This window comes from Lacinutrix sp. WUR7 (assembly GCF_016864015.1).
Taxonomy (GTDB): domain Bacteria; phylum Bacteroidota; class Bacteroidia; order Flavobacteriales; family Flavobacteriaceae; genus Oceanihabitans.
This window is the reverse complement of record NZ_CP045067.1, coordinates 2,191,636-2,210,916: the sequence shown is the minus strand read 5'-3', so window position 1 is coordinate 2,210,916 and position 19,281 is coordinate 2,191,636. Positions and strand designations below refer to the sequence as shown.

At 33.4% G+C, this 19,281-nt stretch carries 13 protein-coding genes and 2 tRNA genes; 2 read left to right on the top strand and 13 right to left on the bottom strand.

Translation table 11 applies throughout. The features are described from left to right. Nucleotides 1–37: 37 nt before the first annotated feature. The 5 genes from FG167_RS09620 to porU form a co-directional block, all read right to left on the bottom strand. A complete protein-coding gene (locus FG167_RS09620) occupies nt 38–1,630 on the bottom strand; it encodes a pyruvate dehydrogenase complex dihydrolipoamide acetyltransferase (protein WP_203458092.1) in 1,593 nt (530 codons plus the stop codon). A gap of 3 nt (nt 1,631–1,633) precedes the next feature. Beyond that, nucleotides 1,634–2,632, bottom strand: a complete 999-nt coding sequence (pdhA, locus tag FG167_RS09615) for a pyruvate dehydrogenase (acetyl-transferring) E1 component subunit alpha (protein ID WP_203458091.1) — start codon at nt 2,630–2,632, stop codon at nt 1,634–1,636. Between the two features lie 195 nt (nt 2,633–2,827). Further along, nucleotides 2,828–3,310 (bottom strand): cytidine deaminase, encoded by a 483-nt coding sequence (gene cdd / locus FG167_RS09610; protein WP_203458090.1) that lies wholly within the window; start codon nt 3,308–3,310, stop codon nt 2,828–2,830. 331 nt (nt 3,311–3,641) lie between these two features. After that, a complete protein-coding gene (porV, locus tag FG167_RS09605; protein WP_203458089.1) occupies nt 3,642–4,880 on the bottom strand; it encodes a type IX secretion system outer membrane channel protein PorV in 1,239 nt (412 codons plus the stop codon). 34 nt (nt 4,881–4,914) lie between these two features. Continuing rightward, nucleotides 4,915–8,793 carry a type IX secretion system sortase PorU gene (gene porU, locus FG167_RS09600; protein WP_203458088.1) on the bottom strand — a complete coding sequence of 1,293 codons (3,879 nt, stop codon included), beginning with the start codon at nt 8,791–8,793 and terminating at the stop codon, nt 4,915–4,917. 265 nt (nt 8,794–9,058) lie between these two features. Between porU and gldJ the strand changes: the two genes are divergently transcribed. Continuing rightward, nucleotides 9,059–10,738, top strand: a complete 1,680-nt coding sequence (gene gldJ, locus FG167_RS09595) for a gliding motility lipoprotein GldJ (RefSeq protein ID WP_203458087.1) — start codon at nt 9,059–9,061, stop codon at nt 10,736–10,738. 154 nt (nt 10,739–10,892) lie between these two features. Further along, nucleotides 10,893–12,173: a UDP-N-acetylmuramoyl-tripeptide--D-alanyl-D-alanine ligase gene (murF, locus tag FG167_RS09590; RefSeq protein ID WP_203458086.1), complete on the top strand. Its 1,281-nt coding sequence runs from the start codon at nt 10,893–10,895 to the stop codon at nt 12,171–12,173. A gap of 184 nt (nt 12,174–12,357) precedes the next feature. Here the strand turns inward: murF and FG167_RS09585 are convergent. The 8 genes from FG167_RS09585 to nhaD all read right to left on the bottom strand — a co-directional run bounded on the left by FG167_RS09585 (nt 12,358) and on the right by nhaD (nt 19,277). Then, nucleotides 12,358–12,432 (bottom strand) — tRNA-Val (locus FG167_RS09585). Between the two features lie 467 nt (nt 12,433–12,899). Then, nucleotides 12,900–12,977 (bottom strand) — tRNA-Val (locus FG167_RS09580). Between the two features lie 122 nt (nt 12,978–13,099). Beyond that, a complete protein-coding gene (locus FG167_RS09575) occupies nt 13,100–14,317 on the bottom strand; it encodes a folylpolyglutamate synthase/dihydrofolate synthase family protein (protein WP_203458085.1) in 1,218 nt (405 codons plus the stop codon). A 1-nt stretch (nt 14,318) separates the two neighbouring features. Then, complete coding sequence (locus FG167_RS09570; protein ID WP_203458084.1) at nt 14,319–15,167, bottom strand: energy transducer TonB; 849 nt, start codon at nt 15,165–15,167, stop codon at nt 14,319–14,321. Between the two features lie 34 nt (nt 15,168–15,201). Next, nucleotides 15,202–16,470 (bottom strand): energy transducer TonB, encoded by a 1,269-nt coding sequence (locus FG167_RS09565; protein WP_203458083.1) that lies wholly within the window; start codon nt 16,468–16,470, stop codon nt 15,202–15,204. A 60-nt stretch (nt 16,471–16,530) separates the two neighbouring features. Further along, entirely contained in the window at nt 16,531–16,923 is a 393-nt protein-coding gene (locus FG167_RS09560) for a biopolymer transporter ExbD (protein WP_203458082.1), read from the bottom strand. Nucleotides 16,924–17,012: 89 nt separating this feature from the next. After that, the gene (locus FG167_RS09555) at nt 17,013–17,714 is read right to left on the bottom strand and encodes a MotA/TolQ/ExbB proton channel family protein (protein WP_203458081.1); all 702 of its coding nucleotides are present in this window, start codon (nt 17,712–17,714) and stop codon (nt 17,013–17,015) included. Between the two features lie 153 nt (nt 17,715–17,867). Then, complete coding sequence (gene nhaD, locus FG167_RS09550) at nt 17,868–19,277, bottom strand: sodium:proton antiporter NhaD (protein WP_203458080.1); 1,410 nt, start codon at nt 19,275–19,277, stop codon at nt 17,868–17,870. Nucleotides 19,278–19,281: the final 4 nt, after the last annotated feature.

Below are 19,281 nucleotides of genomic sequence, written 5' to 3'. Positions count from 1 at the left end.
TACTCAGAATCACATGTTATGAAATGCAAACTATGTTTTAAACTAACATCGTTACAGGATTTTCAATATACTCTTTTAAAGTTTGTAAAAACTGTGCACCAGTTGCTCCATCTACTGTTCTATGGTCACAAGCAAGTGTTAATTTCATGGTATTACCAACAACTATTTGTCCTTCTTTAACTACTGGTTTTTCAACAATATTTCCAACAGAAAGAATTGCAGAATTAGGTTGATTAATAATAGATGTAAAACTTTCTATACCAAACATTCCTAAGTTAGAAATTGTAAAAGTACTTCCTTCCATTTCATCTAAAGCCAGTTTTTTATTTCTTGCTTTACCAGCATATTCTCTTACGGCTGCACCAATTTGTGTTAAGCTTTGCTCATTAGCAAATTTTACGACAGGAACTAATAAACCATCTGGTACAGCAACTGCAACACCAATATGTACATGGTTATTTAATTGCATTCTATCATCAAACCACTGTGAGTTTACTTGCGGATGCTGTTTTAATGCTAAAGCACATGCTTTAACAATCATATCGTTATACGATATTTTTGTATCTGGAATAGAATTGTATTGCTTTCTAAATGCCATTGCATTTTCCATATCAAACTCCACATTTAAATAGTAATGTGGCGCTGTAAACTTAGACTTCGCCAAGTTTTTAGCAATTGCTTTACGCATGTTTGAATTTGGTATAGTATCAAAATCTTCTTGTCCTGTTGGTACAAATTTACCAACCGAAGTAGTAGCTGCTGCAGGTGTAAAGTTTTCTATATCGCGTTTTACAATTCTTCCCTTTTCCCCAGAGCCTTGTACTTGTGATAAGTTTATTCCTTTTTCATCTGCCATTTTCTTGGCTAGCGGAGAAACGAATACGCGTCCATTAGCATTTAAATTAGCGTTTGAAGTCTGAATTGGTTTCGATGCTTCCTTTTTAGGAGCTTCTTTTTTAGTTTCCGAAGGTTTAGGCGCTTCTTCTTTTTTATCTGAAGTACCTGGTGCATTAAAGTTTTTGGCAATTTCAGAAACATCGGTTCCTTTAGGGCCAATTATAGCTAAAAGTGAATCTACTTTAGCAGAATCTCCTTCGTTTAAACCTATATATAATAAAGTTCCTGATTGAAAAGACTCAAACTCCATGGTTGCTTTGTCTGTTTCAATTTCGGCAAGAATATCTCCTTCTTCAACAACATCACCAACTTTTTTCAACCAAGTAGCAACAGTACCTTCTTCCATCGTGTCACTTAATCTTGGCATAGTAACTACTGTTACACCTTCAGGAATTGCAACATCTGTTGCCGATTCTGTTTTTGTTTCTGTTGCAGGTTCTTCTTCTACTTTCTCTTCGGTTTTTGCACCTGAAATTATTCCAGAAATATCTTCTCCTTCTTCACCAATAATTGCTAAAAGCTCGTCTACTTTAGTAGTTTCGCCTTCTTGAACTCCAATGTACAATAAAACACCTTCGTGAAAAGACTCAAACTCCATAGTAGCTTTGTCCGTTTCAATTTCAGCTAGAATATCTCCTTCTTCAATTTTATCTCCTACTTTTTTAAGCCACGTTGCAACGGTACCTTCTTCCATCGTGTCACTCAGTCGAGGCATATTTATTATTTCTGCCATAGCTTATAATTTATGTTGTATAAATGGATAATCTTCTTGTTCGTAAACGACATCGTACATTACGCTTTTGTCTGGATATGGAGATTCTTCTGCAAATTTCTCACATTCATTTACTAATGTTTTTACTCGCTTAGCAATAGCTGCAATGTCGTCTTCTGTAGCGTACTCTTTTTCTAAAATAACTTCTTTTACTTGCGTAATAGGATCTATTTTTTTGTATTCTTCTACTTCGTCTTTTGTTCTGTAATGTTGTGCATCACTCATAGAGTGTCCTCTATAACGATATGTTTTTAATTCTAAAAATGTTGGTCCGTCACCACGACGAGCACGTTCTAGGGCTTCGTCAAAAGCTTCGGCAACTTTTATTGGGTTCATACCATCTACTGGTCCGCAAGGCATTTCATAACCTAATCCTAGTTTCCAGATATCGGTATGGTTAGCTGTACGTTCTACAGAAGTCCCCATAGCGTACCCATTGTTTTCACAAACAAAAACTACTGGTAATTTCCATAGCATTGCCATGTTAAATGTTTCGTGTAAAGAACCTTGTCTAGCAGCTCCATCACCAAAACAACAAATAGTTACAGCGCCAGTTTCGTGGTATTTATCTCCAAAAGCCATTCCTGCTCCTAAAGGTATTTGACCACCAACAATACCATGACCACCATAAAAACCTTTTTCTTTAGAAAAGATATGCATGGATCCACCAAGACCTTGAGAAGTCCCTGTTGCTTTACCATAAAGCTCTGCCATTATGCGTTTTGGGTCTACACCCATTCCAATAGGTTGCACGTGATTTCTATATGCAGTAATCATTTTATCTTTAGAAAGATCCATTGCATGTAAAGCTCCTGCTAATACTGCTTCTTGACCATTATAAAGGTGAAGAAAACCTCTTACTTTTTGTTGAATGTATACTGCTGCTAGTTTGTCTTCAAACTTTCGCCAGAATAACATATCTTCATACCATTTAAGGTATACTTCTTTGGTGATTTTTTGCATTGGTAGTGCTACTTTAAAGAAATTATAAAAATTGTTTTTTTTACCAAAATTGAATTGGCATTTGCTGCTTTCCTATATTGAAATATTTATAAAAATAAATTTTCAAAAATAAGTTGCACTAACAAAAGTAATACTTTAGTTAGGAATAAAAAAGGCTGAAAATCGTAAAGTTTTTCGAAATCGATTTCGAAAGGTCTATAGAACCGATTTATCAAATACTAAAGGTAACAAATTAGCAAGGGAATTAGATTTTACTACTTTTCCTGTTTCTCCCATAAAATAAAGTTCTATGGAATCCTCTTGTTTTACTTCGTATTCTGCAATGGCTTGTCTGCATGCTCCACAAGGTGGAATTGGCTCTGTAGTTTTATTTTTTAAAGACCCTGCTACTATTGCCATTGTTTTCATGGCAACGCCAGGATATTTTGCTCCTGCGTAATAAATAGCGGTACGCTCGGCACATAATCCAGATGGATACGATGCATTTTCTTGATTACTTCCTGTTACTACCTCTCCATTTTCTAATGCTATTGCAGCACCAACAAGAAATTGAGAATAAGGTGCATAAGCATTTAATCTAGCTTCCATTGCTTGCTCCATTAACGAAGCAATGTTTTTTGGTAATTCATTAAAATCATCAAAAACAGTTAGGGTAGATTCTATTTTTATTTCTTTCATCTGTCTATTTTTATTCTTTTTAATATATAAAGACAATACCAAATAATCTTTTCTACTAGGATTACGCTTTTAGTCTTGCTATTTATATGGTTTAAAGATATGAAACTGTATTATACCAAAAGAATTTTAAAATAATCGATTAAAATGGCTTCTACTTCCTTTAAATTATATTTTAAAATAAAGCTATGCTGCCTACATTTCTTCAATTTCTAATTTATTTAAAGAGAAATATAAATCAAGTTTATTATCAATCCTTTTAAAACTCATTTGTTATTAGACAAAAAAACTATTGCTTTTGGCAATAGTTTTAATGGTATTTCTATAATTAATATTAATATTCTGTATACGTATCTGCGCCAAGATTAAAAGCTAGAGAAAAACGCAATGTATTTTCTAAAGGACTTGGCACTTTAGATGCACCGAATAAATACGATAAATCTACAGTTACGGAACTAAATTTAAACCCTGCACCTAGAGCAAAATACTTTCTTGCTCCTTTTTCTTCAGCCTCGTTAAAATATCCTGCTCTAAAAGCAAAGGAGTCTTGATAAGAATATTCTGCACCAATGGCATATGTAAATTCTTTAATCTCTTCACTAAAACCTCCTGGAGCATCTCCAAAAGATTGAAACATACCAGAAATAAAGCTTACATCTGGATCTTTACCATCAATAATAACAGAAGTTCCAGGATTTGTTTCCGTTGTTTCTTCTCCATCGTCATATTGCCCATTTCCATTATCATCTACATAGTTATATTCTTTTCCTGTTACTGGAGGCGTTGGCACTAATAATTTAGTAACCTCTCCTGTTACGGAAACTTTATTGTAATCGTCTAATATAAAATCGAAACCTCCCCCTAAACGTAAGGTTGTTGGTTGAAAGTTTTCTACGCCAGCTTCTGAGTATTTAAATCTTGGACCAATATTTTGAATGGCAAAGCCTAAACGCGTTCTACCGTTAAAGCTATCATATGCTTCTTCTTCACTTTGGTAATATCCTGAAATGTCTACACCAAAGGTACTTGCTGCTTCTGCATCTGCATCATAGTTAGTTAATCTCAAATCGGAACGAATATATCTCATCCCAACAGACATGGAAAATTGCTCGCTTAATTTTAATGCATAAGCTGCATCAACAGATAATTCATAAGGTTTTTCAATATAAGGAATAGACTCTTCTGTTTCAACGAATTCAATTTCACCTAAAGAGAAATATCTTAAACTTGCAGAAAAGGCACTTCTCTCATTTAATTTATTATAATAGGTTAAGTTTCCTAAGAAAATATCATTCACTAACTGACTTAAATATGGCGTATAACTTACACCTACTCCTTGTGCATCTGTAGCAAATGCGTATTTAGACGAATTCCATTGTTGAGAATACGTATCTACAGATGTTGCAACACCCATATCCCCCATTCCTGCTGCACGTGCATCTGCTGCTATAAGCAAAAATGGCATCCCTGTTGTTATCACCCTAGAATCGTTAGAATCTGCAATTACAGTAGTTTGGGCATTTATTTTAGCAATTAATAATAAGCATGCTATAGTTAAAATTGACTTCTTCATTTGGTATCTTTTATTTAACAAATATAAATTAATATTATAGTATTACAAGTTTCTCTATTTTTTCGACCTTTTTATTTAGGGTATTTGAGCGCACGGTTAGTTTGTACACATAGACTCCTTTACCTATTTTGTCTCCAAAATCGTCTCGTCCATCCCAAACAATATCTCTAGATAAAGCAGATGCTCCTTTACCACAACATTCGGATGTATTGGTTTGTCCGTTTAATGTTCTTACTAACTTCCCCGAAACAGTGAATATCTGTACTAAAACGTCTAAAGGCTCTGAACTATTGTGATTAAACCAAAACTCTGTATAATTTACAAAAGGATTTGGGTAATTTAATACATTTTTAATTACTAGTTTTTCATCTTCATCATACACCACAAATTGAATTTCTTGTGTAGATGAGTTATTATAAACATCCCAAGCTTTAAGTGTTAAGGTATGTAAACCTGGTTCTAACTCTCTAAAAGGGTAATTTACTAATCCTTTAGTATAATCATCCACTTCTGTTTGATAATAATCATTTAATACAAAAGGGTTTGTTTCGTCTCCATCTATAATTGCAACAATATCATGACCAATACCGCTGGCAGTATTAATTCCGTTTTCGTCTTCTAATTTTACTAATAACGAAGGAGATTCATTGGTTATACCACCAGAAACAAAACTTTCGTCATTCATATAAAGTATAACTAAAGGCCCCGTATTATCTTCTGGTGCATCCGCATTGATTCCTCCTATTTTAATAGTTCCTACACTTGCTCCTGTTTGGTCTTGAAGAAATGGAATTTCGGATTTCGCATAAAAACTCGCTTTACCAAAACCTACCGGAATACCAATATCTTTAGGCACTACAAAGTCGAACTCAAACAATCCATTGGTAATTGACGCTTGTCCTCTAAAAATGATTTCACCAAGTGTTTTAAAATCCAAATAAATTAGTTGACCTCCATCACTCGTTCTATCATTTCCTAGAGTTCTTCTTTCTATTTCTTTATCATAAATAGTTGTCGATAAAATGCCGTTATAGTTTGTTAGTACATTACCTGCGACATCGGTTACCTCCCCTGATAATTTTACATGTCCTAAAGCTTCCAAAGTATCTGTTTCGTCTTCTATAAGTACATCATTAATTTTAGTTAGTCTTATATTAGGTTTAGCAAAGGTTAATTTCATTGCTGGATCTCCAATAAAAAACACTAATCTTCTTTGTGATATATTAGAAATTGAAGGATCGTTTTTTGTTAATCTAAGCGCTTCGGCAATGGAAGGATATTCATCATCTTCATAATCATCTGTATCATTATAAGAAAACATATATTCTCCTAAAACTTCATTAAAAGTGATACCTACACTTACAAAAATTTGTCTTGTTGTAGTTACTAAAGCTGTCGCACCTCCTGTTGGATTCCAAAAAGTATATTCTCCAGCTGTTGGTCTGAACGGGTTATCAAACCTAGTATATTCACAGGTTACCGTAACGAAACAATTTAACCTACAAACATTATTTAAATCTTGTGCATCTGGCTTTTCGAAAATATGTTCATGCGCAAGTCCATCTTCACCTCCATGACCAAAGTAATTAACTACTAGTGCACCATTTTCTATAGCACTAATTAGTGCCTCATTTACCTTAGGATAACGATTTCCACCTGCTGAAGCTTCCTGTAAATAAGCATCAGAATGTATTTTTATTGGATTTAAAAACGGCTTCTTTTCAGCTATCGTATTCGCTAATTCATCGGTGGTTTCTTGAAGTACTCTTTCCCAGGATTCGTCTACATCATCAGACACCACTACAAAATTATTTCTCCAGCTACCATAACTTGCTTCATTGTGATAGGATATAATTTTATCTACAACCTGTTTTGCTTGTTGCGATGAGTTTACTAGAATTCTACCAACAGCTATATCTAGTTTTTCTGAAGGTTCCATGGTTCCTTCATTTTCATCCATCATTCCATAAAAGTCATCAGAAACAAAAGAGTTTGTTAAATTAAAACTTTCTATTGCGTGCCAAGAAGGAACAACATTCGTATTGTTTGGGAATCTATCTTTATAATCTATAGATCCATCACCAAAAAGGCATAAATATTTTATTTTATTTTCTGGTGTACTTGCATTATCGTAAATATACTTGACAAAATTCCTAATAGCACCTATGTCTTGATTGCCAGTACTAAACTCCTTATATATATTATCTAATGTTTCTACTTTTACATTTAAACCATATTGTTGTCTGTTTATATCGGCAAGTCTTTCCGCTTGGGTTAAAAGGTAACTAGGTGTTACAATTAAATAATCTATATCTTGAAAATCTCCTTGATTATTTAAAAAGATGGTTCCTTTTAAATCTTGATTTGTTACTGAAGTACTAGCATCTTTTTTTGGCTGATATACATCTGCATTAGTTACAACAGCATACTGTTTGAAACTACCTAAGGTCGATGTAAAACTTAAACTTGCACTTGCATCTGTATTAACGACTGTAGTAATGTTATACCTGTCTGTAATGTCCCAAACTTCGGAAACATTTGTAGCATTAGTTAATGTATACCTTCCAATTCCTGAAGTTTGAACCACTTCATTATTTTTGAAAACAAATTGATTACCAGAAAAATTTAATGCACGAGTTGCCTCTATTGAAATATAATCTAAATACGCATTAGAGCTTGGGATACCACCGTTATCATAATTTAGATTAACAGAAATTTCTGAAGAATTAAGATTTATATTTCCATTAAAGTCCGCTTCAACAGCAAGATTCGGACTTCCAACTTCCGCTATATTTAAGTTTGTTACGGCATTCCCATTTACATCTATTTGCATGCTTGAAGCCGATTCAGCATCTGAAGCAACTAGTACTTTAAGTACTGCTGGCACACTGGAAACTAAATCCGGAAAACTAAAAGTGAATGTTTTACTGCTTTCAATATCAAATTTATCACCAAACCATCTTCTTCCTACATTTCCTAGATTATGCTCATCTACTTCATGAAATTGATAATCTTGAAATTGATTAATTTCTAAATCAACAATACCTGTAGGTTGAATAAAAGGTTGCACCCTTTTACCTTGGCCATTACTTATGTTTATATAAAAGTATGTTTTATCTGTATATAAGTTTAGGTTGGTTTTACTTTCATCATCATATCCCCTTGGCCCTCTTGCATAAAACAAAATATAATCTTCATTATTAAATGTTCCATCATTTTCACCTACAACCCGTATGGCGTTTTCTTTAATGTCAAAATGCTGTTCGGCAGCATTAGAATAATGTATCATTTCTCCTCCATTACCAAATAATTTAATGTTTCTAGGGTCAACACTATTCACATTAACACCTAAAGAACTTAAAAAGTTTTTTGAAATTTTAAATACCCCAGTAGTATCTACATAAAATCGGTACCATTCCCCAGAACTCAAAACAGAATTTGTAATTGCTACTTTTGAAGCATTAGAAAATCTAGAACCATTACTATTCTTATAATTTACAGTAAACGATGTTATTTTTTTATATACCCCGTTTTCCTTAATTATAGGAGAAACAATTAAATAAGCATTACGCTTATCTCTAGCTATAGAATTAGACAAACTATATTTTAACTTATTAGGAATCGTTTTAAGATCTACACCTTTTAAATCATTTAATGCTATACTAGCGTAACTTACCTTAGATAAAGTTACAGAAGTCTCATTAATAAGACTAGAGGTTTTCCATTGTGCTACAAACTGTAAACCATCCTTTAAACTATAATTAAAATGCTCTGTATCAAAGGAAGGAACCTCTATAGAGAATTTTTCGTTGGCTATCGTTTTATAGTCTTGCCAAGTAATTTTAAATGTTTGCTGCTGAGCAAACATTAAAAACGGCAATAGAATTGTGAGTATAAGTATTTTCTTTTTCATTGCATAAATAACGTGAATAATTGTATGTTATTATTAAAAATCAAACAATTTTAAAAAAACCAATCGAAAGTACAATACTATTTTATAAAAATGTTCGTTATTAGCATTACAAATGAACGATGAAATTATAAAAAACATCGTTATAAGGTTTAATAACTAGGGTGAACTGCAATTATTTTTAATCAATTTTTACAATTTATCTTGTAGTATTGGCTTTAATTCTTATATTGCGTCACTAAATTAACAAGTAGCTTACTTTAAAAGTATGAACATGAAAAAAGTAGTATTATTATTAATCTTAGCAGTATCTGTAACTGCAGTTAGCTGTAAAAGATCTAGTTCTAAAAATACATCTAGAGCAACAGGTTGGAAAATCAATTCTAAAGAAGGTGGTTTCCAATACAATGAAAAATTTAAAGAACAGGAAACTGCTCCTGGATTAGTTTTTGTTGAAGGTGGTACATTTACCATGGGTAAAGTACAAGATGATGTAATGCATGATTGGAACAACACACCTAATCAACAACACATTCAATCTTTTTATATGGATGAATCTGAAGTTACAAACTTTATGTATTCAGAATATTTATATTGGTTAAAATCAACTTATCCTCCATCAGAAGAAAACTTTAAAGCAATTTATAATGGTGCAGCTCCAGATACATTAGTATGGAGAAACCGTTTAGGTTATAACGAGGTTATGACAAACAATTACTTGCGTCATCCTGCATATGCAGAATATCCTGTTGTTGGAGTTAGCTGGATTCAAGCAGTTGAATTTGCTAACTGGAGATCTGACAGATATAATGAGTTAAATTTAGAACAAGCTGGTTGGTTAACTAGAGATGCTAAATTAACAGCGACTGCGGATGCTAACTTTAATACAGACACTTATATCAATGCGCCAACCCAAACATATGGTGGAAATGATAGTATTATTAATCCAGAAAGATCAAGACGTCGTGTTCAAACTACAGCGACTGGAGATACTATTAACAAATACGCTACAAGAGAAACTGGTGTAATTTCACCTATGTACAGACTACCAACAGAAGCAGAATGGGAATATGCTGCTTTAGGAATGTCAGATATTAGAAGTTATAACACATATAGAGGAAGAAAAAAATACCCTTGGAGTGGACAATACACACGTACTGGTAAACGTAAAGTTCGTGGTGACCAAATGGCTAACTTTAAACAAGGTAAAGGTGATTATGGTGGTATTGCTGGATGGAGTGATGATGGAGCAGATATAACCAAACAAGTAATGTCATTCGCACCAAACGATTACGGTTTATATGATATGGCTGGAAACGTTGCAGAATGGGTTGCCGATGTTTACAGACCTATTGTAGATGATGAGTTTAATGACTTTAACTACTATAGAGGAAATGTCTATACAAAAAACGCAATTAATGATGATGGAACAGTAAAAATTGTTACTTCTGATGAAATAGTATACGATACTTTATCTAACGGAAAAATTGTAGCAAGAAACCTTCCTGGTGAAATTGCACAAGTTGGTGTAGATGAAAACGAAACATACTTAAGAACGAATTTTGACAGAAGTGATAACCGTAACTTTAGAGATGGTGATAAACGCTCTTCTAGACAATATGCAGATTCTTTTGATGAAGAAGAAGGAACTGAAGATGAAAGCTCAGAAATAACAAGAAAAATGTATAACTCACCAAAGCATAATGTAGAAACAGATTCTACTGGAACTATGATACGTGAGTATGACCAATCTACTAAACGTACTTCTTTAATTAATGATGAAGTAAGAGTTTACAAAGGTGGTTCTTGGAAAGACAGAGAGTACTGGTTAGATCCAGCACAAAGACGTTACTTCCCACAAGATATGGCTACCGACTATATTGGATTTAGATGTGCAATGTCTCGTGTAGGTTCAAAATCTAAAGGAAAACAAAAAACTAAGAATTAATAATTCTTTTATAAAATAAAAAAAGTCCTGACAATTGTCAGGACTTTTTTTTATACATTTATTTTATGAAACGAGCATGTTAAAAAATGTTATCGCTTAAGGGAATAATTAGTAGCGAACAGCATGTGACAGTAAAAAAGAATAAACAAAGCACATGAAAATAGCACAATTACACAAGCTGTTCTTACAAAGTAATACCGTAAGTACAGATACAAGAAAAATAAAAAAAGACAGTATGTTTTTCGCTTTAAAAGGCGATAATTTTAATGGGAATACTTTTGCTAAGCAAGCACTAGAAAATGGCGCTAAATTTGTTATAATTGATGAAGAAACATATCATATCCATCCGCAAACCATACTTGTCGACAACGTTTTAAAAACACTACAAAAATTAGCAACCTATCACAGAAATTACCTAAAAGTTAAAATCATTGCTTTAACAGGTAGTAACGGAAAAACAACCACCAAAGAACTAATAAACGCAGCACTTTCTCAAAAATATAAAACGGTAGCCACAGTAGGTAATTTAAACAACCATATTGGCGTTCCTTTAACCTTATTATCTATGAACACCAATACTGAAATTGGTATTGTAGAAATGGGTGCAAATCATTTAAATGAGATTGACTTTCTATGTAATATTACACAGCCTGATTATGGCTACATTACAAACTTTGGCAAAGCACATTTAGAAGGCTTTGGTAGTATGGAAGGCGTAGTTAAAGGCAAAACAGAATTATATAATTACTTACTAAAAAATAACAAGCATGTTTTTTTTAATGCGGATGATGCTATTCAAGTTGAAAAACTAAGCAGTTCCAATAAAAAGTTCGGATTTTCACAAACTAATGCAGCATACTACAGGATAGAACTTTTAGAGGCAAATCCTTTTGTAAAACTAAAAGTGGAAGATTATACCATCAACTCTAACCTAATAGGTGCATATAACTTCACGAACCTTTGTGCCGCAACTAGTATTGCAAAATATTTTGATATCCCTTTAAAAGACATCAAAACAGGAATTGAAAATTATATACCACAAAATAATAGGTCGCAAATCATTGAATTAGGAAACAACAAAATAATACTAGACGCATACAACGCAAACCCATCAAGCATGCAAGCGGCATTGACAAATTTTTCTAATTTAAAAGACGATAACAAAATTGTTATTTTAGGAGATATGTTTGAATTAGGAACGGAAGCCGGAAAAGAACATGAAAACATAGCGCAATTGGCTATCGATTTAAACTTTGACATAATATATCTAGTAGGTGCAAATTTCTTTAACACGGAAACAATTTCTAATAAACTGCATAAAAACATCTCTTTTGAAGCATTTAAAAACAGTTTTGAAAAACCAGAAAACGCAACACTTTTAATAAAAGGATCTCGCGGAATGGCTTTAGAAAGAACTTTAGATCTCATGCAATAGTATTATCTATTTATAAAAGCATAAAACAAAAAGCTTCTCTTAAAAGAGAAGCTTTTTTTATTGGTAACAAGCGCTTAAAAATCTGTAATTCAAAAACGCATATATTATATAAGAAAGTGCTTCTAACTCCGTTCTTTTTAAAACAAAAAATCCTGACACTTATGTATCAGGATTTCTTTTAAAGTGGGCGACAAGGGATTCGAACCCCTGACCCCTTGGGTGTAAACCAAGTGCTCTGAACCAACTGAGCTAGTCGCCCGAAATATTTTTGTTAGGTTTCGGTAACCTATACTCTAAACTACTTTTGTCTTGAGTCCCTTTTAACAGGACTGCAAATATACACCTGTTTTTGGATTCTCAAAAACTTTTTACAACAACATTGCTACTTTATTAAAAAAAAGAATGACTATCTAATAGGTAAAAATCTCTTTACAAAGGAAAAGACATGTAATTGCAAGTCTTTCAAATATTTAGGAAATAATTTTATAAAACTTACAAACGACAGCTTATTACTTCATAAATGTGAAGGCATAGATTTATCAGGAGTTTTAGATATCTAGCAACAGTATTACCTATTTTAAATTCTTTAAAACTAAAGTAAACCTAAATTAAATGGGCAGTATTACTTCGCTTTACTGTCTATTTATTTTCGAGAAAAGAAAAACTTAAATACAATCTTTATAAAAACAAAAAATCCCGATACATAAGTATCAGGATTTTTATTTTTGGTGGGCGACAAGGGATTCGAACCCCTGACCCCTTGGGTGTAAACCAAGTGCTCTGAACCAACTGAGCTAGTCGCCCGAAATATTTTTTTTAAGGTTTCGGTAACCTTATCTTTAATCGCTTTTGACTAAAGCCCTATTGTTTGGGATTGCAAATATAGATTAGTTTTTGGATTCTCAAAAACTTTTTTAAAGTTTTTTTTAAATAATTTCTGCAACTACAAAAGTACTCCCTCCAACATAAATAACATCGTCTTTTCCAGCCGATTTTAAAGCTTGTTTATATGCTTCATTTACAGAATTATATACGTTTCCAACATAGTTTTTTTCTTTAAAATAGCTGAACAACTCTTCCGCATTTTTTCCGCGAGGAATATTTGGTTTACAAAAATAATAAGTCGCCTTTTTAGGCAAAAGAGCAATTATCGAGTCCAAATCTTTATCATTTACCACTCCAAAAACAATATGAAGTGCATCACAATCCTCTTCGTGTAATTGTTTCATCACATAAGCAAGTCCTTCTTTATTATGAGCCGTATCACAAATAACCTTTGGGTCATCTTGCAAGGTTTGCCATCTTCCTTTTAAACCTGTGTTTTGCACTACCTTTAGTAATCCTTCTTTAATATGGTTACTGGTAATCTTCCAACCTTGTTTTTGCAATAGGGTTATGGTCTGTAAAACTGTTTTTATGTTCTTTTCTTGATAGCTTCCTTTTAAGTCGCTTTTAAAAATTTGAGAAACTAATTGATCTGCATAATATATTTTGGAAGAAGCTTCCGCTGCAATACGATTAAAAACGGTTTTAGTTTCGTCTTGTGTTTCGCCAATAACAACAGGAATATTCTTTTTAATGATTCCTCCTTTTTCTTCCGCAATAGCGGGCAAGGTATTTCCTAAAAACTGGGTATGATCTAATCCTATGTTTGTAATTACAGAAACTTCTGGAGTAATAATATTGGTAGAATCTAATCGTCCGCCTAAACCAACTTCTATAATGGCAATATCTACTTTTTGTTTTGCAAAATAATCGAAAGCCATGCCAACGGTCATTTCAAAAAAGGAAAGGGAATGCTTTTCAAAAAATGTTTTGTTTCGTTTAATAAAACCAATTACAAACTGTTTGCTGACTTCTTTACCATTAATCTTAATACGCTCTCTAAAATCTTTTAAATGCGGCGAAGTGTATAATCCAACCGTATAACCAGCTTCTTGTAATATAGAGGCTAACATGTGACTTGTAGAACCTTTTCCGTTAGTTCCAGCAACATGAATGGTTTTAATTTTAGTTTCTGGATTCTTTAAATGTTTTGCAAGGATTACCGTATTACTTAAATCTACTTTAAATGCGGTTTTACCTTGTTGTTGATACATTGGTAGTTGGGAAAACATCCAATTTACAGTATCTTGATATGTCATTTTATTGCCCTAAATTGAAGTTAACTTTTACAAAACCTACTTGTTTTGCCGGTGCTTTATTGTCTGCTCGCCATTTATGAGATAAGGCGATTTTTTTTGCTGGTTCTAGCAAACAATCTGCTGTATTTGTGGTTCCTTTTACTCCTGCTTCTGCTTCCACTACATTACCACTTCTGTTTACTACTATTTTCACAATGACCATTCCAGACTCATTACAGTCTTGTTTAAATACTTGTTTAGAAGGTTTCCCTCTTCCGTTTAGGCCATAACCTACTCCTCCATTTCCAGATCCTGTGTTTCCAAAATAGCTTGGCGCATACGGATCGCCATTTAATTGTCCTTTGTCTCCTGCTTTGTCATCATCACCTTCACCTCCGGTTTCACTTCCTTCGGAGTTACTAACTCCACCAATTAGAGCATCTAACTTTTTCTTTTTCTCTTCTTGCTCCCTTTTTTCTTTTGCAATTCTATCTGCTTCGGCTTTTGCTTTAGCATCTGCAATAGCTTTAGCTTTTTTTACTGCGTCTTTTTGTTTTTGTATGGCAATAGCTTCTTCGGTTTCTTGGGTTAAAACTTCTTCTGTAGCTTCTGTAGCTTTTGTAGGTTCTGCTTCAGTTGGCACTACTTCTGCTGGTCGATCAATATTTAAATCTTCCGATTTTATTGGTTTTGTAGGTTGTACATTACCACTTCCAAAATCTGTAGTACCAAAATTTACAGCAACACCATACTCTTCTGGAGGATCCATATATTTTGGACCTACCACAAAAATGAGCAATAACACGATTAACGCTACAAGCGTTGTTATTTTTGCCGAATCTTTTTCGTGTTTGGTGTTAAAGTATTTCATTTAAATTTTATTCTTGTACTACGAAGAAAACAAGTTATTCTTTTAATTTAATTCTAATTGGCAAGCCATAGGAAACTGTTACTGGACTACCTTGTTGCATACCTGGTTTCATTTTAGGAAGCAATCTAGTCACTCGTTTTGCTTCTGCTTCTAATTTAGGATCTGCAGCTCTTGCACCGATACTTACCACATTACCTGAAGTATTAATTTTAAATGAGATATTGATTTTTTGAACCCCAGTTAAATCTGCAGCTAAGTCCGTATCAAAATTATTCATGATAAACTCTTTTATTTTATCACTCATACATTGTTTTCTAGTCGCATTAGTTCCGCCTTCACAACCCGGATAAATTGGTACATTCTCAATCAATGCAAAGGAAGTTTCACCTCCTCCAGCATTTGCTTTGGCTTTAGCTGCCGCATCTGCTGCTGCTTTAGCTTCTCCAGCCGCTTTGGCATCCGCTGCTGCTTTTGCCGCGGCCCTAGCTTTTGCTTCCGCATTGGCTTTTGCCTGTGCTGCCGCTTTAGCATCTGAAGCTGCTTTTGCTTTAGCCGCCGCTGCTTTAGCATCTGAAGCTGCTTTTGCTTTTGCCGCCGCTGCTTTTGCGTCTGCTGCTGCTTTGGCTTTCGCTTCGTTTTCTTTTTTTAATTTTTCTGCTGCTTCCGCTTTTGCTTTAGCTGCTGCTTTATCTTTTGCATCTTTGGCTTCTTTAGCCTCCTTTGCATCTTTAGCTTCTTTTGCTTCCTTTGCCGCTTTTGCCGCTTTTGCTTTGGCATCGGCTATTTCTTTTTGTTTTGCTTCTTTTTCTGTTTTTAAACGCGCTGCTTCTTCTGCTTCCTCTTTTAATATTTTTTCTGCTTCCGCTGCTTCTTTTTTAGCATCTTCTTTTTCTTTAAGCGCTTTTTCTTCTGCTGCTTTTTCTTCTTTTAGTTGCTCTTCTTTTAGCAACTCTTCATTAATTCTCTCTTCCTCTGCTTTGGCTTCTTCTTCCGCTATAGCTGCTTCTTCTGCTTTCGCTGCTTCCTCTGCCTCTTCGGCTTTTGCAGCTTCCTCCGCTATTGCTTCTTCATCAATTTCATTTTCTGTAGGTTCCTCAGGGGATTTTTCTTCTACTATTGGTTTATTAGGCTGTACATTTCCTCCAGCTGGGGCAGCACTACCAAAGTTTATTGCTACGCCAAATTCTTCTGGTTCTTCCTGATATTCTTGACCAACTACAAAAAGCAACAAAACAAAAATCAACATTATTAATGTTGTAATTTTCGCAGAATTCTTCTCATGTTTGGTTGTGAAATATTTCATATACTTATAATCGTTGTTACACTTACAATTGCAATCTGTATGCCAAATTACACGAATAGATTATTGTGATTTTACTGCAAGTGTAGACTTAATTTTATTTCTATTAGCAATGTCCATTATAAAGACCACGTTTTTCATTTCAACATCTTGATCTGAACGAATGGTAATAGATGGCGAATCTGTATCTCCTACTTTTGCTAAAACTTCTGCTTCTAAATTTTCTTTAGATACTTTTTTCATATCTACATAATAATTTACATCTTTATCTACACTAACAGATACGTTTTTAGTTTGGGTAGTTTTACTACTAGATTTTGGTAATAATAAATCTATAGCTTCCGCCGAAACCAATGTAGATGCAATCATAAAAAATATGAGCAACAGAAATACGATGTCTGTCATAGAAGACATATTAAACTCTGGTGTTACTTTATTTCTTCCTCTTAAATTCATATGTATTTATTGAAAGGATTAAAAAATTTAATACTAATTTATTCATCGACTTATAGAACTTTTCCATTCCAATAAACCGCGAAAATATTTTATACTGGCTCGTTTAAGTGATCAAGAAACTCTAAAGAATTAGCTTCCATTTGATACACTACTTTATCTGTTTTCACCACTAAATGATTATATGCTACATAGGCTATAATTCCAACAATTAGTCCTCCAACTGTAGTTGTCATTGCGGTGTATAAACCATCCGCTAGTGTTTTAATATCTATAGAACCTCCGGAATTTGCTATTTCGAAAATAGAAAGTATCATACCTATTACAGTACCAAGAAAACCAATCATTGGTGCTGCTCCAGAAATAGTAGCTAATACACTTACGTTTTTTTCTAGTCCGTAAATCTCTAATCTTCCTGCGTTTTCAATAGCTGTATTTATATCTTCCAACGGTTTCCCAATTCTACTTATTCCTTTTCCTATTAACCTAGAAACGGGAGAGTTTTGTTGTACACATAACATTTGTGCTGCATCCACTTTACCATTAGAAACATGGTCTTTAATTTGATTCATAAAATTTGCATCTACTTGTGACGCCGCTTTTATGGCAAATAATCTTTCAAAATAAATATAGATAGCAACGATAAGTAGTACAAAAAGCAAGGCAATAATTACTATTCCTGCTGTACCACCACTAGATATAAGTTCTATTATGGAAAGTGTTTTTTTAGCAGATTCTCCATCTACTAATAATTCTGCACCTTCTTGTGCATCTTGTAATATTGTATTTAACATAAAAAAATTGTTTTGACTAATGTATTAACGTTGATATTTTTACTTAAGTATAATAAAGATTTTTAAAAGAATCTTTATTATAGATTCCTGCTTTCGCGAGAATGACAGTTTTAATGGAATCCTCGAATAAAAAACTCGAGAATTATCTTTTGATTAAAATAAAGTTCTTGTAACCATAAATGCGGCAGCTCCAACAAGGAAACCAATTAATGCCAACCAAGATATTTTTTTCACATACCAAAAGAAATCTATTTTTTCCATTCCCATTGCAACTACTCCAGCTGCAGAACCGATAATTAACATACTACCACCTGTTCCTGCAGAATATGCAATAAAGTGCCAAAGTTCATTATCTATAGGTTCATGAAACATACCTAAACTTGCTGCTACTAAAGGTACATTATCAATAACCGCAGAACCTACACCTAGTAATAATACTACTAAATCTGAAACACCTCCATTTGGTTCATACGCGTAATGCAATTCCGTTCCTAACATAGGCATAGAGTCTTGTAAAGATTCTGCAAAACCAAATAATATACCTAAAGATTCTAAAGCTGCAACAGCCATTAAAATTCCTAAAAAGAATAAAATACTTGGCATTTCTATTTTAGATAATGAATGATGTACTGGACTATGGTGTGCGTTTGCATCACTTTCTTCAGCATCATATTCTGTTAAACTAAACTTAGAATTACTATAGATTTCGGCAAAAATGGCAACAATACCTAAAGCCAACATCATACCAACATAAGGAGGTAAATGCGTCACGGTTTTAAAAACTGGTACAGAAACAATTCCTGCTAAACCAAGGTATAACATAGTTGCACTATACTTACTTTTAGGTTTCCCTGAATCTTCTTCTACCGTTTCTAAATTCCCTTTGAAAGCAGGTAAAAACGAAGCTATAAAAGTAGGAACTAACATACATAATAAGGATGGAATAAATAAGTAACCTATTAAATGTCCGGTAGTCACTTTTTTACCAATCCAAAGCATGGTTGTTGTAACATCACCAATTGGAGACCATGCGCCACCAGCATTTGCCGCGATAATAATTAAACCTGCATACCAAATACGAACATCTCTATCTTTTACTATTTTTTGAAGAATAGAAATTAAAACGATGGTTGCCGTTAGGTTATCTATAATTGCAGAAAGTACAAAAGCAAGAAAAGCGAAAATCCATAATATTTTAGATTTCTTTTTTGTTTTAATAAAGCTTTTAATAGTTGAGAATCCATCAAAATAATCTATAATTTCTACAATGGTCATTGCTCCTAAAAGGAACACTAAAATTTCTGCTGTTTTACCTAAATGGTGCAACAGTGTTTCTTCCATCATGTGCATTTTTTCTTCATGGCCAAGCAATCCAAAGTTATCTAATAAACTATGTTTTGCAGAGTCAAACCATTGTGGAAAACTATCGATTCCTAAAGAAATTAAAGCCCAACTAATAGCCATCATGACTAATGCAGGAATAAGCTTATCTATTTTAATGCTATGTTCTAATGTAATCGCTAAATAGCCTAATACAAATACTAAAATAATTACTGTTTCCATAAAA

Coding starts and splice junctions, on each gene's coding strand:
- FG167_RS09620 (WP_203458092.1), bottom strand. CDS start 1,630: ATGGCAGAAATAATAAATATGCCTCGACTGAGTGACACGATGGAAGAA.
- pdhA (WP_203458091.1), bottom strand. CDS start 2,632: ATGCAAAAAATCACCAAAGAAGTATACCTTAAATGGTATGAAGATATG.
- cdd (WP_203458090.1), bottom strand. CDS start 3,310: ATGAAAGAAATAAAAATAGAATCTACCCTAACTGTTTTTGATGATTTT.
- porV (WP_203458089.1), bottom strand. CDS start 4,880: ATGAAGAAGTCAATTTTAACTATAGCATGCTTATTATTAATTGCTAAA.
- porU (WP_203458088.1), bottom strand. CDS start 8,793: ATGAAAAAGAAAATACTTATACTCACAATTCTATTGCCGTTTTTAATG.
- gldJ (WP_203458087.1), top strand. CDS start 9,059: ATGAACATGAAAAAAGTAGTATTATTATTAATCTTAGCAGTATCTGTA.
- murF (WP_203458086.1), top strand. CDS start 10,893: ATGAAAATAGCACAATTACACAAGCTGTTCTTACAAAGTAATACCGTA.
- FG167_RS09575 (WP_203458085.1), bottom strand. CDS start 14,317: ATGACATATCAAGATACTGTAAATTGGATGTTTTCCCAACTACCAATG.
- FG167_RS09570 (WP_203458084.1), bottom strand. CDS start 15,167: ATGAAATACTTTAACACCAAACACGAAAAAGATTCGGCAAAAATAACA.
- FG167_RS09565 (WP_203458083.1), bottom strand. CDS start 16,470: ATGAAATATTTCACAACCAAACATGAGAAGAATTCTGCGAAAATTACA.
- FG167_RS09560 (WP_203458082.1), bottom strand. CDS start 16,923: ATGAATTTAAGAGGAAGAAATAAAGTAACACCAGAGTTTAATATGTCT.
- FG167_RS09555 (WP_203458081.1), bottom strand. CDS start 17,714: ATGTTAAATACAATATTACAAGATGCACAAGAAGGTGCAGAATTATTA.
- nhaD (WP_203458080.1), bottom strand. CDS start 19,277: ATGGAAACAGTAATTATTTTAGTATTTGTATTAGGCTATTTAGCGATT.